The organism is Actinoplanes sp. NBC_00393, assembly GCF_036053395.1.
GTDB lineage: Bacteria > Actinomycetota > Actinomycetes > Mycobacteriales > Micromonosporaceae > Actinoplanes.
In genome coordinates this window covers 556,570-574,511 of record NZ_CP107942.1, presented here as the reverse complement: position 1 = coordinate 574,511, position 17,942 = coordinate 556,570, and the positions used below count along the sequence as shown (strand labels likewise).

Here is a 17,942-nt window from a genome sequence, read left to right as displayed (position 1 = left end):
GAGCGAGCGTCGTCACTTTCCGATGACCCCGTTCATGTTGTCGACCCACTGCTGCGGGCTGACCTGGAGCTGGAACAGCTTGGCGATGTTGTCCAGCAGCACCTCGGCCGCGGTCGGGCTCAGAGCCTGGTCCCACGACTGCGCGAAGGTCTTCGCACCGGCCGCGATCGCCGCCATGTCCTTGAGGAATTGCGCGTCGTCACCGGTGAACAGACTGTCGGCGCCCTTGAGCACCGGCACACCGCCGGACTTGACCCAGCCGGCCTTCTCCTCGTCGTCCACGAGCGTGGTGGAGAAGAACTTCTTCGCGGTCTCCTTGGCCTCGGCGGACGCCTTGGAGGAGATCGACAGGTACTGGCCGGGGTTGCCGACGGTGTTGGTCGGGTCGCCCTTGCCGCCGTCGATCGGCGGGAAGTTCATCCAGCCCAGGCCGCCGTCGGCGACGAACTTGCCGCCGTTGGCCTTCTGAATACCGTACGACCAGGAGCCGTGCACCATCATCGCGGCCTTGCCGGTGTAGAGCAGGGCCTGGTCGGCGTTGGTGTCGGCGACGGTCGAGGCGAAGCCCTTCTGGAACGCGTTCTGCTTCACCAGGTCCTGGACCTTGGTCAGCATGTCCAGCACGGCCGGGTCGGACCAGGCGCCCTGCTTGCCGGCGAAGACGTTGTCGAACACCTCGGAGCCGGCCTGGCGGTCGAGCATGAACTCGAGCCACATCATGTTCGTCCAGCGGGACTGCCCGGCGAGCGAGAACGGCGCGATGCCCGCGGCGTTGAACTTCGGGATCAGGGCGAGGATGTCACCGTAGGTCTGCGGGGGCTGCACGCCGACCTTCTCGAAGACCTTCTTGTTGTAGTAGAGAACGATCGGCTGGACCGTCTCGACCGGCAGCGCGTAGACCTTGCCGTTGACCGTGGCCGCACCGAACGAGGACGGGAGGATCTTGTCCTTGACCGCGGCGTTCTGGCTCAGCCAGTCGGTCAGGTCCTCGACCTGGCCGGCGTCGACGTAGCTCTTCAGGCCGCCGCCGCCCCAGCCCCAGATCATGGTGGGAGCCTGGTTGGCGCCGAGAGCGGTCTTGATCTTCTGCTTGTACGCGTCGTTCTGGAAGAACGTGGGGGTGATCTTGGCGTCCGGGTTGGCCTTGTTCCACCGGTCGGCAGCCGCCTGACGGTACGGCTGGCCCGGCTCGCCGCTGAGCGACCAGTAGCTGGCTTCACCGCCGCCGCCGCTGCCTTCCCCGGAACCGCCACCGGGGCCTTCGTTGCCACAGGCAGCCAGCGCGGCACCCGCGGCGGCTCCAGCGGACAGGGTCAAGAAGTTCCTGCGTTTCACGCTGATCTCCGAACTCGAAGCCGCGGGGGAGCGGCTGGGTAAATGGCGACGTCGCCGCCGATCTGGCGAACCGGTTAAGTTTTCGGAAGTTTCGATCGGCTGCTGCAAATTAACGCGAGGTTTCGTAAACGTAGGGTTTCGCTGTGACGAGTGTCAAGACCCTTGCCGTAACAGTGCTCAGAGCGCGAGAGTAGGCGGCGCGAGCACCCACTTGTGGGCGCATTGCGAGCCGATCGCCGAGGTCTCGCGGCGACCGGAAGTTTCGGAAACTATCGGAGGTACCCTTGACGACAGAACAAGCGCCGCCCGCGTGGCGCGACCCGAAGCTTCCGGTTCCCGACCGGGTCGATGCGCTTCTCCTCGAGATGACCCTCGAGGAAAAGGTCGCCCAGCTCGGCAGCCGTTGGCTCGGTAAGGACAAGGGTGCCACCGGAGCGGCCGGACCGGAGCCCGAAGAGAGTCACAACGTGGCACCGATGGAGGACGAGTTCGGCGCCGGGGCGGCACTGGAGGACGCCAGCCGGCACGGTCTGGGCCATCTGACCCGGGTGTACGGCAGCTATCCGCTCACCGTCGCCGAGGGAACCGCCGAGGTCGTCCGGCAGCAGCGGATCGTGATGGCATCCTCCCGGCTGGGCATCCCGGCCCTGGTGCACGAGGAGTGCCTCACCGGTTTCACCGTGCACGGCGCCACTGTCTATCCGGCCGCGATCGCGTGGGGCGCGACGTTCGACCCGGAGCTGATCGAGCGGATGGCCGCGGCGATCGGCCGGGACATGGCGGCCCTCGGCGTGCACCAGGGCCTCTCCCCGGTGCTGGACGTGGTCCGCGACTACCGCTGGGGCCGGGTCGAGGAGGCCATCGGCGAGGACCCGTACCTGGTCTCCCGGATCGCCGCGGCGTACGTGCGCGGCCTGCAGAGCGCCGGCGTGATCGCCACCCTGAAGCACTTCGCCGGTTACTCGGCCTCCCGGGGCGCCCGCAACCACGGTCCGGTCCCGATGGGCCGCCGCGAGCTGCTCGACGTGATCCTGCCACCGTTCGAGACCGCGATCGTCGAGGCCGGCGCCGGTTCGGTGATGAACTCGTACGCCGACGTCGACGGGGTGCCGGCCGGCGCGGACCCGTGGCTGCTCACCGACCTGCTCCGCGACGAGTGGGGGTTCACCGGCACGGTCGTCTCCGACTACTGGTCGATCCCGTTCCTGGCGAGCATGCACGGGATGGCCGCCGACGTGGCCGGCGCGGGCGTGCGGGCGCTCGAGGCCGGCATCGACGTGGAGCTGCCGGACACCATCGGCTACGGCGAGAACCTGGTGGCCCGGGTTCGCAGTGGCGAGGTGCCCGAGGAGTACGTGGACCGGGCCGCCCGGCGCGCGCTGATCCAGAAGGCCGAGCTGGGCCTGCTCGACGCGGACTGGACGCCGGAGGGCTCGGTGGCCGGCTCGGACACCGTCGACCTGGACTCCCCCGGCAACCGGGACCTCGCCCGCGAGCTCGCCGAACGCTCGATCGTGCTGCTCGACGCGGGCACCGCGCTCCCCCTCGCCGCGCCCGGCCGGATCGCCGTGGTCGGGCCCTGCGCCGACGACGCGCGCACCTTCCTCGGCTGTTACGCCTTCCCCAACCACGTCCTGCCGCGCTACCCCGGCGTCGACCCCGGGATCGCGCTGCCCAGTGCTCTCGAAGCGCTTCGCCTCGAGTTCGGCGACAGCGAAATCGTGTACGCGGCCGGCAGCGCTGTCGACGGCCGGGACCGCTCCGGTTTCGCCGAGGCGGTCGCGGCCGCCGAGTCCGCCGACGTGACCGTCGCGTTCGTCGGCGACCTGGCCGGGCTGTTCGGCAACGGCACCTCCGGAGAGGGCTGCGACGCCGAGGACCTGCGGCTGCCCGGTGTGCAGGCGGAGCTGCTGGACGCCCTGCTGGCGACCGGGAAGCCGGTGGTCGTGGTGGTCGTCTCCGGCCGCCCGTACGCGCTCGGCGAGCTGCACGAGCGGGCGGCCGGCCTGGTGCAGGCGTTCATGCCGGGTGAGGAGGGCGGCGGCGCGATCGCCGGTGTGCTCTCCGGCCGGGTGCAGCCGAGCGGCAAGCTGCCGGTGCAGATCCCCCGGCACCCGGGCGGCCAGCCGGGCACCTATCTGCAGCCGCGGCTCGGCGCCGTGCACACCGGTGTCAGCAACCTCGACCCCACCCCGCTGTACGCCTTCGGGCACGGCCGCTCGTACACCACGTTCACGGTGAGTGACCTTCGGATCAGCGAGACCCGGGTGCCGGTGGACGGCGAGTTCACGGTCACCGTGCGGCTGACCAACACCGGTCCGCGGGCCGGCGCCGAGGTGGTGCAGCTCTACCTCACCGACCCGGTCGCCGAGGTCACCCGTCCGGTGCATCAGCTGACCGGGTTCCACCGGGTCGAGCTGGCGGCCGGCGCCGCGGCCGACGTGACGTTCCGGGTGCACACCGACCGGACCGCCTACACCGGCCGCCGGATGGAGCGCATCGTCGAGCCCGGTGAGCTGCGCATTCAGGTCGGCACGTCGGCAGCGGACCTGCCGTGCACGGCCTCCGTCGAGTTGACCGGCGAGGTTCGGCCGGCCGGCACCGGCCGGCGCCTGGTCACCCCGGTGGAGGTGCGGCCAGCCGATTCGTGACACGGGGTGACGTCCCCGGTGCGGTTGGCGGACACTAGGCTGAAACGGTGCCCCGACACATCAATGACGACGAGCGGCTGCGTCGGCTCGAAGCGGTCACTGATGCGACGTTGTCCCGGCTCGACGTCTCCGATCTGCTGGACGAGCTGCTGGACCGGGTGCGCGATCTGCTCGGCGTCGACACCGCCGCCGTGCTGCTGCTCGACCTGCACGCCCAGCAGCTGGTGGCGACCGCGGCGAAGGGCCTCGAGGAGGAGGTCCGGGCCGGGTTCCGGGTCGCGGTGGGCCGGGGTTTCGCCGGCCGGATCGCCGCGACCCGCCGTCCGGTCCGGCTCACCGACGTCACTCCCGCCGATGTGCTCAACCCGATCCTGCTGGAGAAGGGGATCCGGTCGCTGCTGGGCGTACCGATCATGGCCGGCCGTGACCTGATCGGCGTGCTGCACGTCGGCTCGCTGTCCCGCCGCCACTTCGGCGACGACGACATCCGCCTGCTGGAGCTGGTTGCCGACCGCGCCGGGGTGGCCGGCCGGATCCGCGCCGGCAAGATGGACCAGGCCGCCGCCCTGGCGCTGCAGCGCAGCCTGCTGCCGGCCCGGCTGCCCGAGACACCGGGCGTCGAGCTGGCCGCGCGGTACGTGCCCGGTCACTCGTTCGGCATCGGCGGCGACTGGTACGACGTCTTCGGGCTGCCGTCCGGCTGGCTCGGGATGGTGATCGGCGACGTCTCCGGGCACGGACTCGCCTCCGCCGTGGTGATGGGGCGGGTCCGTAGCGCGCTCCGGGCGTACGCGCTGATCTGCGACGACCCGGCGGAAGCCCTCACCCTGTTGGACCGCAAGGTCAACCACTTCGAGGCCGGCAGCCTCACCACCGCGATGTACGCCATGATCAGCCCGGATCGGAGCCGGATCGTGGTCTCCTCGGCCGGGCACCTGCGGCCGGTCCTGGCCGAGCCCGGCCGCCCGGCCGGGCTGGCCGAGTTCCCGGTCGACCCGCCGCTCGGGGTCGGCCGCGCGGTCCGCTCCCGGCGCAGCAGCACCCTCGGCCTGGCGCCGGGTGGGGTGCTGCTCGGCTACACCGACGGTCTGGTGGAACGCCGCGGCGAGGTCATCGACGTCGGCATGGATCGCCTGGTCAAGCTGGTACGACCGGCCCCCGCGGAGGCGGTTTGCGCTACCGTCATGGCGGATGCGGGCGTCGAGCAGCCGACTGACGACGTGGCCGTCCTGGCCGTTCGCCGCCGTCCGTGAGTGTGCGGAAAATTCTCTGAACCCTCTTGTTCGCCACGGATTCAGCGGAAAAGATGGGGCCGCAGGCATGGATACCACAGATGGAGGCCGGATGTCCGCCAAGTCGGTACTGCACAATTTCGTGGGCGGCGAGGCGGTCGCGCCCGTCGAGGGGCGGTACGAGGACCTGATCGACCCGTCGACCGGCGAGGTGTTCGCCTCCGCCCCGGTCTCCGGGGCCGAGGACGTGGACCGGGCCATGACCGCCGCGGCGTCCGCCCTCGAGCAGTGGCGCGACACCACCCCCGGCGACCGGCAGCGGGCGCTGCTGAAGTTCGCCGACGCCATCGAGGCCCGTGCCGACGAGCTGGTCGAGGCCGAGTCGCAGAACACCGGCAAGCCGCTCGGCCTGACCGCCAGCGAGGAGCTGCCGCCGGCCATCGACCACCTGCGCTTCTTCGCCGGTGCGGCGCGCCTGCTCGAGGGACGCTCCGCCGGGCAGTACATGAACGGCTACGAGAGTTATGTACGGCGTGAGCCGATCGGTGTCTGCGCCCAGGTCACCCCCTGGAACTACCCGCTGCTGATGGCGATGTGGAAGATCGCGCCGGCGCTCGCCGCGGGCAACGCCGTGGTGCTCAAGCCGTCCGACACCACCCCGGTCACCAGCGTCCTGCTCGCCGAGATCGCCGCCGAGTTCCTGCCGTCCGGCCTGTTCAACGTGGTCCTCGGCGACCGGGACACCGGCCGCGCCCTGGTCACCCACAAGACGCCGCAGATGGTCTCGATCACCGGTTCGGTGCGGGCCGGCATGGAGGTGGCCGGCAGCGCCGCCGCCGACCTGAAGCGCACCCACCTGGAGCTCGGCGGCAAGGCCCCGGTCGTGGTCTTCGACGACGCCGACGTGGAGGCGGCCGCCGCCGCGATCGCCGAGGCGGGCTACTTCAACGCCGGGCAGGACTGCACCGCCGCGACCCGGGTGCTCGTCGCCCCCGGCATCTACGACGACTTCGTCGCGGCCCTCGCTGAGCAGGCCCGGAACACGAAGACCGGCGCGCCGGACGACGAGGACGTGCTCTACGGCCCGGTCAACAACGCCAACCAGCTGGCCCGGGTCTCGGGGTTCATCGACCGGCTCCCGGACCACGCCCGGCTCGAGGCCGGCGGCGCCCGGGTCGGCGACCGCGGCTACTTCTACTCCCCCACCGTCGTGGCCGGCCTGCGCCAGGACGACGAGATCATCCAGAACGAGGTCTTCGGCCCGGTCATCACCGTGCAGAAGTTCAGCGACGAGGACGAGGCCGTCCGCTACGCCAACGGCGTGGAGTACGCGCTCGCCTCCAGCGTCTGGACCAAGGACCACGGCCGGGCCATGCGGATGACCCAGCGCCTGGACTTCGGCTGCGTCTGGGTGAACTGCCACATCCCGCTGGTCGCGGAGATGCCGCACGGCGGGTTCAAGCACTCCGGGCACGGCAAGGACCTCTCGGTGTACGGCCTGGAGGACTACACCCGGATCAAGCACGTCATGCACCACGTGGGTGCCTGATGACCTCCTCTGATGAACTGCACAAGCGGCGCGTCGCAGCTGTCGCGCGGGGCGTCGGCTCGACCATCTCGTCCTACATCGCCGAGGCCGGCGGCGGCACGCTGACCGACCTCGAGGGCCGCGAGTGGATCGACTTCGCCTCCGGCATCGCGGTCACCAACGTCGGCAACGCCGCGCCGCGTGTCGTCGCGGCGGTGCGCGAGCAGGTGGAGAAGTTCACCCACACCTGCTTCATGGTGGCGCCGTACGAGTCCTATGTGTCGGTCTGCGAGCAGCTGATCGAATTGACCCCGGGCAGCTTCGAGAAGCGGGCGGCGCTGTTCAACTCCGGCGCCGAGGCGGTGGAGAACGCGGTCAAGATCGCTCGGCACGCGACCGGGCGGCAGGCGGTCGTGGTGTTCGACCACGCGTACCACGGCCGGACCAACCTGACGATGGCGCTGACCGCGAAGAACATGCCGTACAAGCACCGGTTCGGGCCGTTCGCCCCGGAGGTGTACCGGGCGCCGATGTCGTACCCGCTGCGCGACGGTGGGCTGGACGGCGCCGAGGCGGCCCGCCGGGCGATCGACGTGATCGAGAAGCAGGTGGGCGCCGGCAACGTGGCGGCCGTGCTGATCGAGCCGATCCAGGGCGAAGGCGGCTTCGTGGTGCCCGCGCCCGGCTTCCTGCCGGCGATCGCCGCGTGGACGGCCGAGGCGGGGGCGGTCTTCATCGCCGACGAGATCCAGACCGGGTTCTGCCGTACCGGGCAGTGGTTCGCCTCGTCGCACGAAGGCCTGGAACCCGACCTGATCACGACGGCCAAGGGGATGGGCGGCGGCCTGCCGATCGCCGGTGTGGTCGGGCGGGCCGAACTCATGGACGCGGTGCACGTGGGTGGGCTGGGTGGCACGTACGGTGGCAATCCCGTCGCTTGTGCGGCGGCCCTGGCCGCCATCGAGACCATGCGCGAGCTGGACCTGGCCGCGTCCGCGCGGCACATCGAGTCGATTCTGAAGCCGGCGCTGGCGGACATCTCCGACCCCGGCATCGCCGAGGTCCGCGGCCGGGGCGCGATGCTCGCGATCGAACTGGTCAAGCCGGGCACCGACGAGCCGGACCCGGTCCGGACCGCGGCGGTCTCCAAGGCCTGTCACGAGGCGGGGCTGCTCACCCTGACCTGCGGGACGTACGGGAACGTGCTGCGTTTCCTGCCCCCGCTGGTGATCTCCGACGAGGACCTCGATCGAGGCGTTGCGATCCTCCGTGCTGCCTTCCGGTGAACGCTTGGGGAAGAATCGCGGCGTGACCGACACGGCGCTGGATGAGATCAACAAGCAGATCATCGAACACCTGCAGCGGGACGGGCGGATGTCGTACGCGACATTGGCCAAGACCATCGGGCTGTCCGAGGCGGCGGTACGCCAACGCGTACAGCGGCTGCTCGACAACGACCTGATGCAGATCGTCGCGGTGACCGACCCGCTGACCCTGGGCTTCGCCCGGCAGGCCATGGTCGGCCTGCGCGTCAACGGTGACCTGCGGGCGATCGCCGACGAGATCGCGGCGATCCCCGAGGTGGACTACGTGGTGATCTGCGCCGGGCGCTACGACCTGCTCGTCGAGCTGGTCTGCACCGACGACGAACACCTGCTGGACCTGCTCAACGAGAAGGTCCGGGCGATCGAGGGCGTCTCCGCCACCGACACCTTCATGTACCTGAAGCTCGCCAAACAAACCTATGCCTGGGGAACAAGATAGATGAGCACCGCAGCGCCCTCCTTCTGGTTGCACTCGCTCGGCCCGATCGAGAGGCGCGCGCCGCTGCCCGGTGACACGATCGCCGACGTCGCGATCGTGGGCGGCGGCTACACCGGCCTCTGGACGGCGTACTACCTGGCCAAGGCCGCGCCCGAACTGCGGATCGTGCTGCTGGAGGCGGAGTACTGCGGATACGGCGCCTCCGGCCGCAACGGCGGCTGGGCCTCCGGGCTGTTCCCCGCCTCCGAGGCCAAGCTGTCCCGCCGCTACGGCCCGCAGCGCGCGGCGGCCATGCACCGCGCGCTGGAGGCATCGGTCGACGAGGTGGGGCGGGCGGCGGCCGCCGAGGGCATCGACTGCGACTACGCCAAAGGCGGGACGATCTCGCTGGTCCGCAGCCCGGCACAGCTGCGGCGAGCCCGCAAGGCGCCCGGTTTCGTGGACGCCGGGAAGGCCGGCGAGATCTGCGCCGCCACCGGTGTGCTCGGCGGTCTCTACAGTGAACACTGCGCCGCCCTGCACCCGGCAAAGCTGGTCCGTGGGCTGGCGGCCACCGTCGAACGGCTCGGCGTCACCATCCATGAAGGAACCCGGGTCAAGCATCTGGAACGCGGCAAGGTGGTCACCGATCACGGTACGGTCCGGGCCACCACTGTGGTGCGGGCGCTGGAGGGCTACACCGCGGGTCTGGCCGGGCACCGGCGGAATCTGGCCCCGGTCTACTCCCTCATGATCGCTACCGAGCCGCTGCCGGCCTCGTTCTGGGAGCGGGTCGGCCTGGCCCGGCGCGAAACCTTCACCGACGAACGCCGGATGATCATCTACGGCCAGCGGACGGTTGATGATCGCCTGGCCTTCGGTGGGCGTGGCGCGCCCTACCATTTCGGGTCCCGCATCCGGCCCGAATACGACCAGGTCCCCTCAGTCTTCGACGCGCTCCGGCGGACCCTCACCGAACTGTTCGGCATCGACCCGCCGATCGCGTACCGCTGGGGCGGCCCGTTGGGCATCCCCCGCGACTGGATGCCCTCGGTCGGCCTGCGCGACGGCATCGCCTGGGCCGGCGGCTACGTCGGCGACGGCGTCGCCGCCGCCAACCTGGCCGGCCGCACTTTGGCCGACCTGATCCTGGCCCAGGAGACGGAACTGACCGCACTGCCCTGGGTCGGCCACCGCTCCCGCCGCTGGGAACCGGAACCGGTTCGGTGGCTGGGCATCAACGCCGCCTTGCGGGCCACCGCGCTGCTGGACGCCTGGGACCGCCGCCGCGCATCCTGACACCGCCGCCGCTCGGCCCGGCAGCCCGCCACCGCGCAGCCCTACCGCCGCTGCCGCGCAGCCCTACCGCCGCTGCCGCGCAGCCCTACCGCCGCTGCCGCGCAGCCCTACCGCCGCTGCCGCGCGGCCTGGCGTTCAAGACGCCAGTAGCGGGAAACGGTTGCCCTCGGTGTCACGCAGCAGCGCCCACCGGCCGAACGGCAGGTCGATCGGCTCCTGCACGAACTCCACACCGCGGGCGGCGAGCTCGCGCCAGGTGGCGTCCACGTCGTCACAGGCCAGGAAGACCGGCGTGTTCGGCTGCCCGGGCGGAGCTGCCGGATCCGGCCCGTCCGACTTCTCCAGCACGAGAAGCACACCGTCCGGCAGGCGAACCTCGAGCCAGCGCTCGTCACCGTACGTCTCGTCCTGAGCGACATCGCACCCGATCGTCTCGGTCCAGAACCGCTTGGCGCGCTCCTGATCGCGCACCCCGACCCGAACCTTGCTGATCCCGCGAAGCATCCCGTCCGCCTCCCGAAGTCCCGGCAACGCCGGTGATGCTATCCCCGCCACCCTCGCCCCGTAGATCCTGAGCGCACAAACCACACCAGAACCGGGCAAGCGAGCCAAGATCGTCAAGCATCCCCGTCCAATGCAATCTTGGGTAGATAACCACACCGGAGTGGGGCTGGAAGCCCAAGATCGCCGAGGGTTGCGCTCCCCCACCCCCCTCCTCCGCGATCTTGAGCAATTTGCCACATCGGAGTGGGGACAAAGGCTCAAGATCGCCAGCGTGGGGGTGAGCAGGCCCGGCCTGGCGGGATGGGCCCGGCGGGCGGGCCCGGCGGGGCGGGCGGATGCGGGCTGAGCAGGGCCGGGCGGAGGGGGCCGGGCGGGGCGGGCCGGGCGGGGCCGGGGCGGGTCGAGCGGGCGGATGCGGAACCGAGCAGAGCCGGGCGGGCCGAGCAGGTCGAGCAGAGCCGGGCGGACCAGGGCCGGGCGGAGGGGGCCGGGCGGAGGGGGCTGGGCTATAGGCCGGGCTGGGCGGTGCCGAGCCTGGCTGGGCCGGGCGGAGCGGGCGGCCGGGCTGGGCAGGAAAGGGCGGGGCGGGAACGGGCGGAAGGGAGCAAAGAGGGCCGAGAGGAGCGGGGTCGAGGCAGGGCAGACGGGGGCAGGTGACGGATGGGAGCGTGTCCGGCAGACTCGCGGGGCCGGGAACAGGAGCAAGGGGGACCGCATGCGGGCGCGTTGGCGATACTTCGCTGGGTTTGGAGTCGTCGGTGTGCTCGTGGTCGGGCTGCTTGCTGCGCTGCGCGTGGGCGCGAGCGAGGGAGAGGGAGACGGTGAGGGCGAGGGTGCCAGGCCGGCCGCGGAGGCGCCGTACCGGAATGCCGGCCTGCCGGTGGAGCAGCGGCTCGATGACCTGATGGGGCGGATGTCCCTGGCGGACAAGATCGGGCAGATGACGCAGGCCGAACGCAACGTGGTCGGCGATCAGCCGGAGCTGGTCACCGAATGGCGGCTCGGGTCGGTGCTGTCCGGCGGCGGCTCGGTGCCGAGCCCGAACACGCCCGAGGCCTGGGTGAAGCAGGTCAATGCACTCCAGCGGGCCGCCCTCGAAACGCCGCTCGGGATTCCGCTGATCTACGGGATCGATGCGGTGCACGGGCACGGCAATGTGCACGGCGCCACGGTCTTTCCGCACAACGTCGGGCTCGGGGCGAGCCGTGACCCGGAGCTGGTGCGGCGGGTGTACCGGGCGACCGGCGAGGAGATGCGGGCCACCGGCATTCCGTGGAACTTCGCGCCCTGCCTCTGTGTCGGCCGGGACGAGCGCTGGGGCCGGACCAAGGAGAGTTTCGGCGAGGACCCGGCGCTGGTCACCCGGATGTCTACGGCGGTCGACGGGCTGCGTGACGCCGGTGTGCTGGCGACGGTGAAGCATTTCGCGGGGGACGGCGACACCGAGTACGGCACCGGGGACAGCGACTACGCCATCGACCAGGGGGTGACCGTCACCAGCCGGAAGGACTTCGACCGGATCGATCTGGCGCCGTACGTCGCGGCGGTCAGCAAGCACGGCGTGCGGAGCGTGATGCCGTCGTACTCCAGTGTGGACTGGACGGAGGACGGCACCGGCAACCCCGTCAAGATGCACGCCAGCCAGGAACTGATCACCGGGAAGCTCAAAGGCGAGATGGGCTTCGACGGGTTCGTGATCAGCGACTTCGAGGGCATCCACCAGATTCCTGACCCGGACGCGCCCGCCGGCGCCGCCGAACCGACGGCCGGGCAGGTGCGGCTCGGGGTGAACGCCGGCATCGACATGTTCATGGAGCCGAAGACCGCGCCGCAGTTCCAGGAGCTGCTGAAAGCCGAGGTGGACGCCGGGAGGGTGAGCACCGGGCGGATCGACGACGCGGTCCGGCGGATCCTCAAGGTCAAGTTCGATCTGGGGCTGTTCGAGAACCCGTACGTCACCGGAAGCAGTGAGGTGGGCAGCGCCGCGCACCGCGCCATCGGCCGGGAGGCTGTGGCAAGCTCGCAGGTTCTGCTGAAGAATGCCGGCGCGACGCTGCCGTTGCGGGCGGATGCGCGGATATACGTGGCCGGGCGCAACGCCGATGATCTCGGCAATCAGGCGGGCGGCTGGACCATCGACTGGCAGGGACGCTCCGGCGACATCACCCCGGGCACGACCGTGCTGGCCGGCATCGAAGAGGTCGCGTCCGTCACCTACAGCGCCGATGCGTCCGCGCCGATCAGCCCGACCGACGTCGGGGTGGTCGTGGTCGGCGAGACGCCCTACGCGGAGGGCTTCGGTGACGTGGGCGGCACGGTGTGCCCGTGGTGCCCGGCGAACCAGAAGGAGACCAAGTCGCTCACCCTGCAGCCGGGCGACAAGGCGGTGATCGACAAGGTCTGCGACGCGGTGGCGAAATGTGTGGTGCTGCTGGTCTCCGGCCGTCCGCAGGTCGTCACCGACCAGCTCGGCAAGATCGATGCGCTGGTCGCGTCGTGGCTGCCGGGCAGCGAGGGCGCCGGGGTCGCCGATGTGCTCTTCGGCAGGAAGCCTTTCACCGCACGGCTGCCGCTGAGCTGGCCGGGCACGGTCACCCAGGTGCCGGTCAACGTCGGCGATGCCGACTATCAGCCCCTTTATCCGTACGGGTGGGGCCTGCAAACCGGCGACGACATCTTCACGGCCGCGCAAGCCCGCGCCGCCGCCGGAAAGGCGAAGGCCGGATGGCAGAAGTTGTTCGCGCAGGCCGCCCTGGCCTACGAGGCCGGCAACCCCGCCCGGGCCGCCGCCCTGCTCCGCCGCATCTGAACCCGGGTCAGGCGAAGCCGCCACCCGGCGGCGCCTGGGTGTGGGTCTCGACCGCCTGGCAGCGGGTGCACTCCTTGAAACGCCCACCGTCCTCGGTGAAGCGTCTCGTCCACTTGTGCCAGCCCAGCCGGCAGCGCAGCGGCTTGCTCACGATGCCTGACGCTACGCGCGGCAGGGCCGCTCCCCCAGGTTGCGGGAGCGGCCCTGTCGTCTGCCGTGAAAACGGCGTTGCTCAGAGGCGGTTCTGGGCCTCGGTGAGCACCGAGCGGAGGATCTGCTCGATCTCGGCGAACTGGGTCTCCGTCGCGGTCAGCGGCGGCGCCAGCTGGATGACCGGGTCGCCCCGGTCGTCGGCGCGGCAGTACAGGCCGGCGTCGAAGAGGGCGCTGGAGAGGAAGCCGCGCAGCAGCCGCTCCGACTCCTCCTCGTTGAACGTCTCCTTGGTGGCCTTGTCCTTGACCATCTCGATGCCGAAGAAGTAGCCGTCGCCGCGGACGTCGCCGACGATCGGCAGGTCGAGGAGCTTCTCCAGGTACGACCGGAACAGCGGGCTGTTGTCGCGGACGTGCTGGTTGAGGTTCTCCCGCTCCATGATGTCCAGGTTGGCCAGAGCCACCGCGGAGCCGACCGGGTGGCCGCCGTAGGTGATGCCATGGGCAAACCAGTTGGTGCCCTGCAGGAACGGCTCGGCCAGGCGCTCGGAGGCGATCATCGCGCCCAGCGGGACGTAACCGGAGGTCAGGCCCTTGGCGACGGTGATGATGTCGGGCTGGTAGCCGTACTTGTCGGCGCCGAAGTATTCACCGAGGCGGCCGAACGCGCAGATCACCTCGTCGGAGACGAGCAGCACGTCGTAGCGGTCGCAGATCTCGCGGACCCGCTGGAAGTATCCGGGCGGCGGCGGGAAGCAGCCACCGGCGTTCTGCACCGGCTCGAGGTAGACGGCGGCGACGGTGTCCGGGCCCTCGAACTCGATGGCCTCGGCGATCCGGTCGGCGGCCCAGATGCCGAACTGCTCCGGCGTCATCGACTCGTCCGGGCGACGGTAGTAGTTGGTGTTGGGCACCCGGAGTGTCGAGGGGACCAGCGGCTCGAAGTCCTGCTTGAGCGCCGGGATGCCGGTGATCGACAGGGCGCCCATCGAGGTGCCGTGGTAAGCGATCGACCGGGAGATCACCTTGGTCTTGAGCGGCTTGCCGGTGCGCTTGAAGAACGACCGGGCCAGCTTCCACGCCGACTCGACGGCCTCGGAGCCGCCGGTGGTGAAGAAGACCCGGTTCAGGTCGCCGGGGGCCATCTCGGCGAGCCGGCCGGCCAGCTCGATCGCCTTGGGGTGCGCGTACGACCAGATCGGGAAGTAGGCCAGCTCGCTGGCCTGCTTGGCGGCCGCCTCGGCGAGTTCCTGCCGGCCGTGGCCGGTCTGCACGACGAACAGCGCGGAGAGCCCGTCGAGGTAACGCCGGCCGGCGGAGTCGTAGACGTAGCAGCCGTCACCGCGGGTGATCACGGGTACCGGCGCGTCCCGGTACGCCGAGAGACGGGTGAAGTGCATCCACAGGTGGTCACGGGCGGTCGCGGAGAGTGCGTCCACGTCGGCGGGCAGTTGGTCGGTCACGGATATCTCTCCTACGAGTTCTGCGGTTGCCACTGATCCTGCCCACGGAATCCGTTGCACACAAGCCCACGAGCAACTATTTCCGCGCAAGTTAACAGAGCACACGCGACATGACAGGGGCTCAGGAGTCGAAGCCGAGGCCCAGCGCGTCGAGCAGCCGGAGCCACAGGTTGCGCCGGCCTCCGTTGGCGTCGGCGCGGGCGATGGACCAGCGGGTGAGCTGGATGACCGCGGAGCGCAGGGGCTCCGGGGGGAACGGGACCGGCTTGCTGCGAACCATCTTCAGCCGGGTCAAGGCGGTCGGCTCGCCGCCGAGCAGGTCGAGCATCACCTCGGCGCCGAAGCGGGTGGCGCCGACACCCAGACCCGTATAACCGATCGCGTACGCGAGGCGGCCGCGGTAACCCGTACCGAAAAAGGCGCTGAACCGGCTGCAGGTGTCGATGACGCCGCCCCATTTGTGGGTGAAACGCACATCGCGCAGTTGCGGGAAGGTGGTGAAGAAATGCTCGGCGAGCTTCCCGAATGTTTCGTCGCGCAGGTCGCGCGACGGTTTGATCTTCCCGCCGTTGTAGTAGACCGCGTCGTAGCCGCCCCAGAGGATCCGGTTGTCGGCGGTGAGCCGGTAGTAGTGGAACTGGTTGCCGGCGTCGCCGACGCCCTGCCGATTGCGCCAGCCGATGGCCCTGAGCTGCTCGTCGGTGAGCGGCTCGGTCATCAGGACGTAGTCGTAGACCGGCACGATCCAGTGGTTCAGCCGGCGCAGCAGGGTGCTGTGCGCGCCGGTCGCGAGGGCCACCCGGTGCGCGTCGACCCGTCCGGAAGCGGTGTGCAGGGCGAGCCCGTCCGGCGTCTTGGTGATCTTCTCGACCCGGGTGTTCTCGTAGAGGCGGACGCCGAGCTCGAGGCAGGCGCGGCGCAGGCCCCAGACCAGGCGGGCCGGGTCGACGGTCGCGGTGCTGCCCGGTTCCCAGACGCCGCCCAGGTAGGTGGGCGAGTCGATCTCGGCACGGACCGCGTCCCGGTCGAGGAAGCGGACGTCCAGCCCGCGCACGGTGGCCGCGGCGTGGAACTCGGCCAGTTCGTCGAGCTGCCACGGTTCGGTGGCCACGTTCAGCTCGCCGGTACGCCGGAAGTCGCAGTCGATACCGTACCGATGAACCGCCTGCTCGATCGCGTCCAGATTGGCCCGGCCCAGCTTCTCCAGGATGTCCATCTCGTCCGGGAAGCGGCTCATGCCGTTGTCGAAACCGTGGGTGAGGCTGGCGGCGCAGAAGCCGCCGTTGCGGCCGGAGGCGGCCCACCCGGCGGTGCTCGCCTCGACGACGACCACCTCGCGGGCGGGGTCACGTTCCTTGGCGATCAGGGCGGTCCAGAGGCCGCTGTAGCCGGCCCCGACCACGGCCAGGTCTGCAGAGATGGTGCTGGTCAGAGGGGGTGCCGGCGGTGGGGCGCCGTCCTGGGCGAGCCAGTACGACTCCCCCACCGCGCCGGCGAGGGCCCGCACGATCAGTCCTGTTGCTTGCGGGGGCGGGAACGGAGGTTCGCGATCACCGCGATCAGCACGCCGACCGCGAAGATCAACGTACCCATCACGTTGACCTGCGGCGGGAGCCCGACTCGGGTGGAACCCCAGATCCACAACGGGAACGTCTGCACGTTGCCCGCGGTGAAGTTGCTGATCACGAAGTCGTCGATGGAGAGCGCGAAGGCCAGCATCACGCCGGAGAAGATGGCCGGCAGCAGGATCGGGAAGGTGACCTTCCAGAACGTGGTCCAGGCGTTGGCGCCCAGGTCGGCCGCGGCCTCCTCGATGGAGCGGTCCAGGGTGACGACCCGGGCCCGGACCACCGTGGCGACGAAGGCGATCGAGAACATGACGTGCGCGATGGTCAGAGTGGTCCAGCCGGGCCCGACACCCATCGAGACGAACAGGGTGAGCAGCGAGGCGCCCATCACCAGCTCCGGCGAGGAGATGGCGGCGAACATGACCAGGTTGGTGGCGCCGGCGCCGCGGAACCGGTAGCGGCCCAGGGCGTACCCGATGCCGGTGCCCAGCGCGCCGGAGACCAGCGAGCTGATCACCGCCACCACCAGCGACGCGATCAGGGCGTCGGTGAGGTCGGGCAGCGCGAACAGGTCGCGGTACCACTTCAGCGTGGGCGGGCCCTGCCAGGTCTGGTTGTATCGGCCGGACGGGTTGTTGAACCCGAACAGGATCATCACCAGGATCGGCAGCGCCAGCCAGGCGATCAGCAGCCAGGTGTAGAAGTGCATGACCCGGGCCCCGCCGATCCGGAACCGGCGCCGGGGCGCCGGCCTGGTCTCCGAAGCCGGCGGTGCGGGGATGAGCGTCTGGGTCATCGGGCCGCCACCTTCATCACGTCCTCGGTGCCGAGTGCCCGGGCGTAGGCGAAGACGCCGAGCAGGAGCACTGCCATCAGGGAGAAGGCGAGCGCGGAGGCGGTCGGATAGTCGGAGGTGTGCAGGAACTTGCTCTGGATGACCTGCCCGATCATGGTGGTCGAGGTGCCACCGAGCAGCTCCGAGTTCACGTAGTCGGAGCTGGCCGGGACGAACGTCATCAGCACGCCGGCGAAGACGCCGGGCAGCGCGAGCGGGAAGATCACCTTGCGGAACGCGGTGGCCGGTGAGGCGTACAGGTCGCGGGCGGCCTCGACCACCCGCGGGTCGATCCGCTCCAGGGCCACGTAGATCGGCAGCACCATGAACGGAAGGAAGTTGTACACCAGGCCACCGATCACCGCGGTCGGGGTGCCGAGGAGATGGAAGCCGGACGAGAGCAGCCCGGCCTCCTTCAACGGGTGCAGCAGTACGCCGTCGTCGGTCAGCAGCATCCGCCACGAGATGGTGCGCAGGACGAACGACACGAAGAACGGCAGGAGGATCAGGAAGAGGTAGATCGCCTTCTTCTTGCCGCCGTAGAAGGCGATCCAGTACGCGACCGGGAACGCCAGCACGATCAGGATGACCGAGGTGATGGCGCCGTACACCAGCGAGCGGATCAACTGGGTCTGGTAGTCCGAGATCGCCTCCACGTAGGTCTGCCAGTGACCTGTGAAGACGTACCCGTTGACGATGTCGCCCTCCTGCAGTGACAACGACAGCATGGTCGCCATCGGCACCACGAAGAACAGCAGGAGCCACAACCCGCCCGGCAGCACGAGCAGGTAGGGCGCGAGTGCACGTTTTACCCGGTTCATCG

Annotated in this window: 14 protein-coding genes; 7 read left to right on the top strand and 7 right to left on the bottom strand. The window is 70.2% G+C overall.

All coding sequences use genetic code 11. The features are described from left to right. Nucleotides 1-12 precede the first annotated feature (12 nt). Complete coding sequence (locus OHA21_RS02570) at nt 13-1,335, bottom strand: extracellular solute-binding protein (protein ID WP_328469715.1); 1,323 nt, start codon at nt 1,333-1,335, stop codon at nt 13-15. 284 nt (nt 1,336-1,619) lie between these two features. Here OHA21_RS02570 and OHA21_RS02565 point away from each other — a divergent pair, with 284 nt between their 5' ends. The 6 genes from OHA21_RS02565 (at nt 1,620) to OHA21_RS02540 (ending at nt 9,788) form a co-directional block, all read left to right on the top strand. Beyond that, nucleotides 1,620-3,986, top strand: coding sequence for a glycoside hydrolase family 3 N-terminal domain-containing protein (locus OHA21_RS02565; RefSeq protein ID WP_328469712.1), 2,367 nt, complete (start codon nt 1,620-1,622; stop codon nt 3,984-3,986). Nucleotides 3,987-4,033: 47 nt separating this feature from the next. Then, a complete protein-coding gene (locus OHA21_RS02560; RefSeq protein WP_328469710.1) occupies nt 4,034-5,239 on the top strand; it encodes a PP2C family protein-serine/threonine phosphatase in 1,206 nt (401 codons plus the stop codon). A gap of 91 nt (nt 5,240-5,330) precedes the next feature. After that, complete coding sequence (locus OHA21_RS02555; protein ID WP_328469708.1) at nt 5,331-6,767, top strand: gamma-aminobutyraldehyde dehydrogenase; 1,437 nt, start codon at nt 5,331-5,333, stop codon at nt 6,765-6,767. After that, on the top strand, nt 6,767-8,032 hold the full coding sequence (gabT, locus tag OHA21_RS02550; RefSeq protein WP_328469706.1) for a 4-aminobutyrate--2-oxoglutarate transaminase: 1,266 nt from the start codon (nt 6,767-6,769) through the stop codon (nt 8,030-8,032). The genes OHA21_RS02555 and gabT overlap by 1 nt, the downstream gene beginning before the upstream one ends. A gap of 22 nt (nt 8,033-8,054) precedes the next feature. Further along, a complete protein-coding gene (locus tag OHA21_RS02545) occupies nt 8,055-8,510 on the top strand; it encodes an Lrp/AsnC family transcriptional regulator (RefSeq protein WP_328469704.1) in 456 nt (151 codons plus the stop codon). Continuing rightward, on the top strand, nt 8,511-9,788 hold the full coding sequence (locus OHA21_RS02540; RefSeq protein ID WP_328469702.1) for an NAD(P)/FAD-dependent oxidoreductase: 1,278 nt from the start codon (nt 8,511-8,513) through the stop codon (nt 9,786-9,788). A gap of 135 nt (nt 9,789-9,923) precedes the next feature. Here OHA21_RS02540 and OHA21_RS02535 read toward each other — a convergent pair whose 3' ends face one another. Further along, nucleotides 9,924-10,319 (bottom strand): VOC family protein, encoded by a 396-nt coding sequence (locus tag OHA21_RS02535; protein ID WP_328469700.1) that lies wholly within the window; start codon nt 10,317-10,319, stop codon nt 9,924-9,926. A gap of 733 nt (nt 10,320-11,052) precedes the next feature. Here OHA21_RS02535 and OHA21_RS02530 point away from each other — a divergent pair. Next, nucleotides 11,053-13,101 (top strand): glycoside hydrolase family 3 protein, encoded by a 2,049-nt coding sequence (locus tag OHA21_RS02530; protein WP_328469698.1) that lies wholly within the window; start codon nt 11,053-11,055, stop codon nt 13,099-13,101. A gap of 7 nt (nt 13,102-13,108) precedes the next feature. Here the strand turns inward: OHA21_RS02530 and OHA21_RS02525 are convergent, their stop codons facing one another. The 5 genes from OHA21_RS02525 to OHA21_RS02505 all read right to left on the bottom strand — a co-directional run bounded on the left by OHA21_RS02525 (nt 13,109) and on the right by OHA21_RS02505 (nt 17,940). Next, nucleotides 13,109-13,252: a hypothetical protein gene (locus tag OHA21_RS02525; protein WP_328469696.1), complete on the bottom strand. Its 144-nt coding sequence runs from the start codon at nt 13,250-13,252 to the stop codon at nt 13,109-13,111. A gap of 81 nt (nt 13,253-13,333) precedes the next feature. Beyond that, nucleotides 13,334-14,716: an aspartate aminotransferase family protein gene (locus OHA21_RS02520; protein WP_328469694.1), complete on the bottom strand. Its 1,383-nt coding sequence runs from the start codon at nt 14,714-14,716 to the stop codon at nt 13,334-13,336. Between the two features lie 121 nt (nt 14,717-14,837). Beyond that, complete coding sequence (locus OHA21_RS02515) at nt 14,838-16,223, bottom strand: NAD(P)/FAD-dependent oxidoreductase (RefSeq protein WP_328469692.1); 1,386 nt, start codon at nt 16,221-16,223, stop codon at nt 14,838-14,840. 2 nt (nt 16,224-16,225) lie between these two features. After that, on the bottom strand, nt 16,226-17,080 hold the full coding sequence (locus OHA21_RS02510; RefSeq protein WP_328469690.1) for an ABC transporter permease: 855 nt from the start codon (nt 17,078-17,080) through the stop codon (nt 16,226-16,228). Further along, on the bottom strand, nt 17,077-17,940 hold the full coding sequence (locus OHA21_RS02505; protein WP_328469688.1) for an ABC transporter permease: 864 nt from the start codon (nt 17,938-17,940) through the stop codon (nt 17,077-17,079). Before OHA21_RS02505 ends, OHA21_RS02510 begins: the two co-directional genes overlap by 4 nt. Between the last annotated feature and the right edge of the window lie 2 nt (nt 17,941-17,942).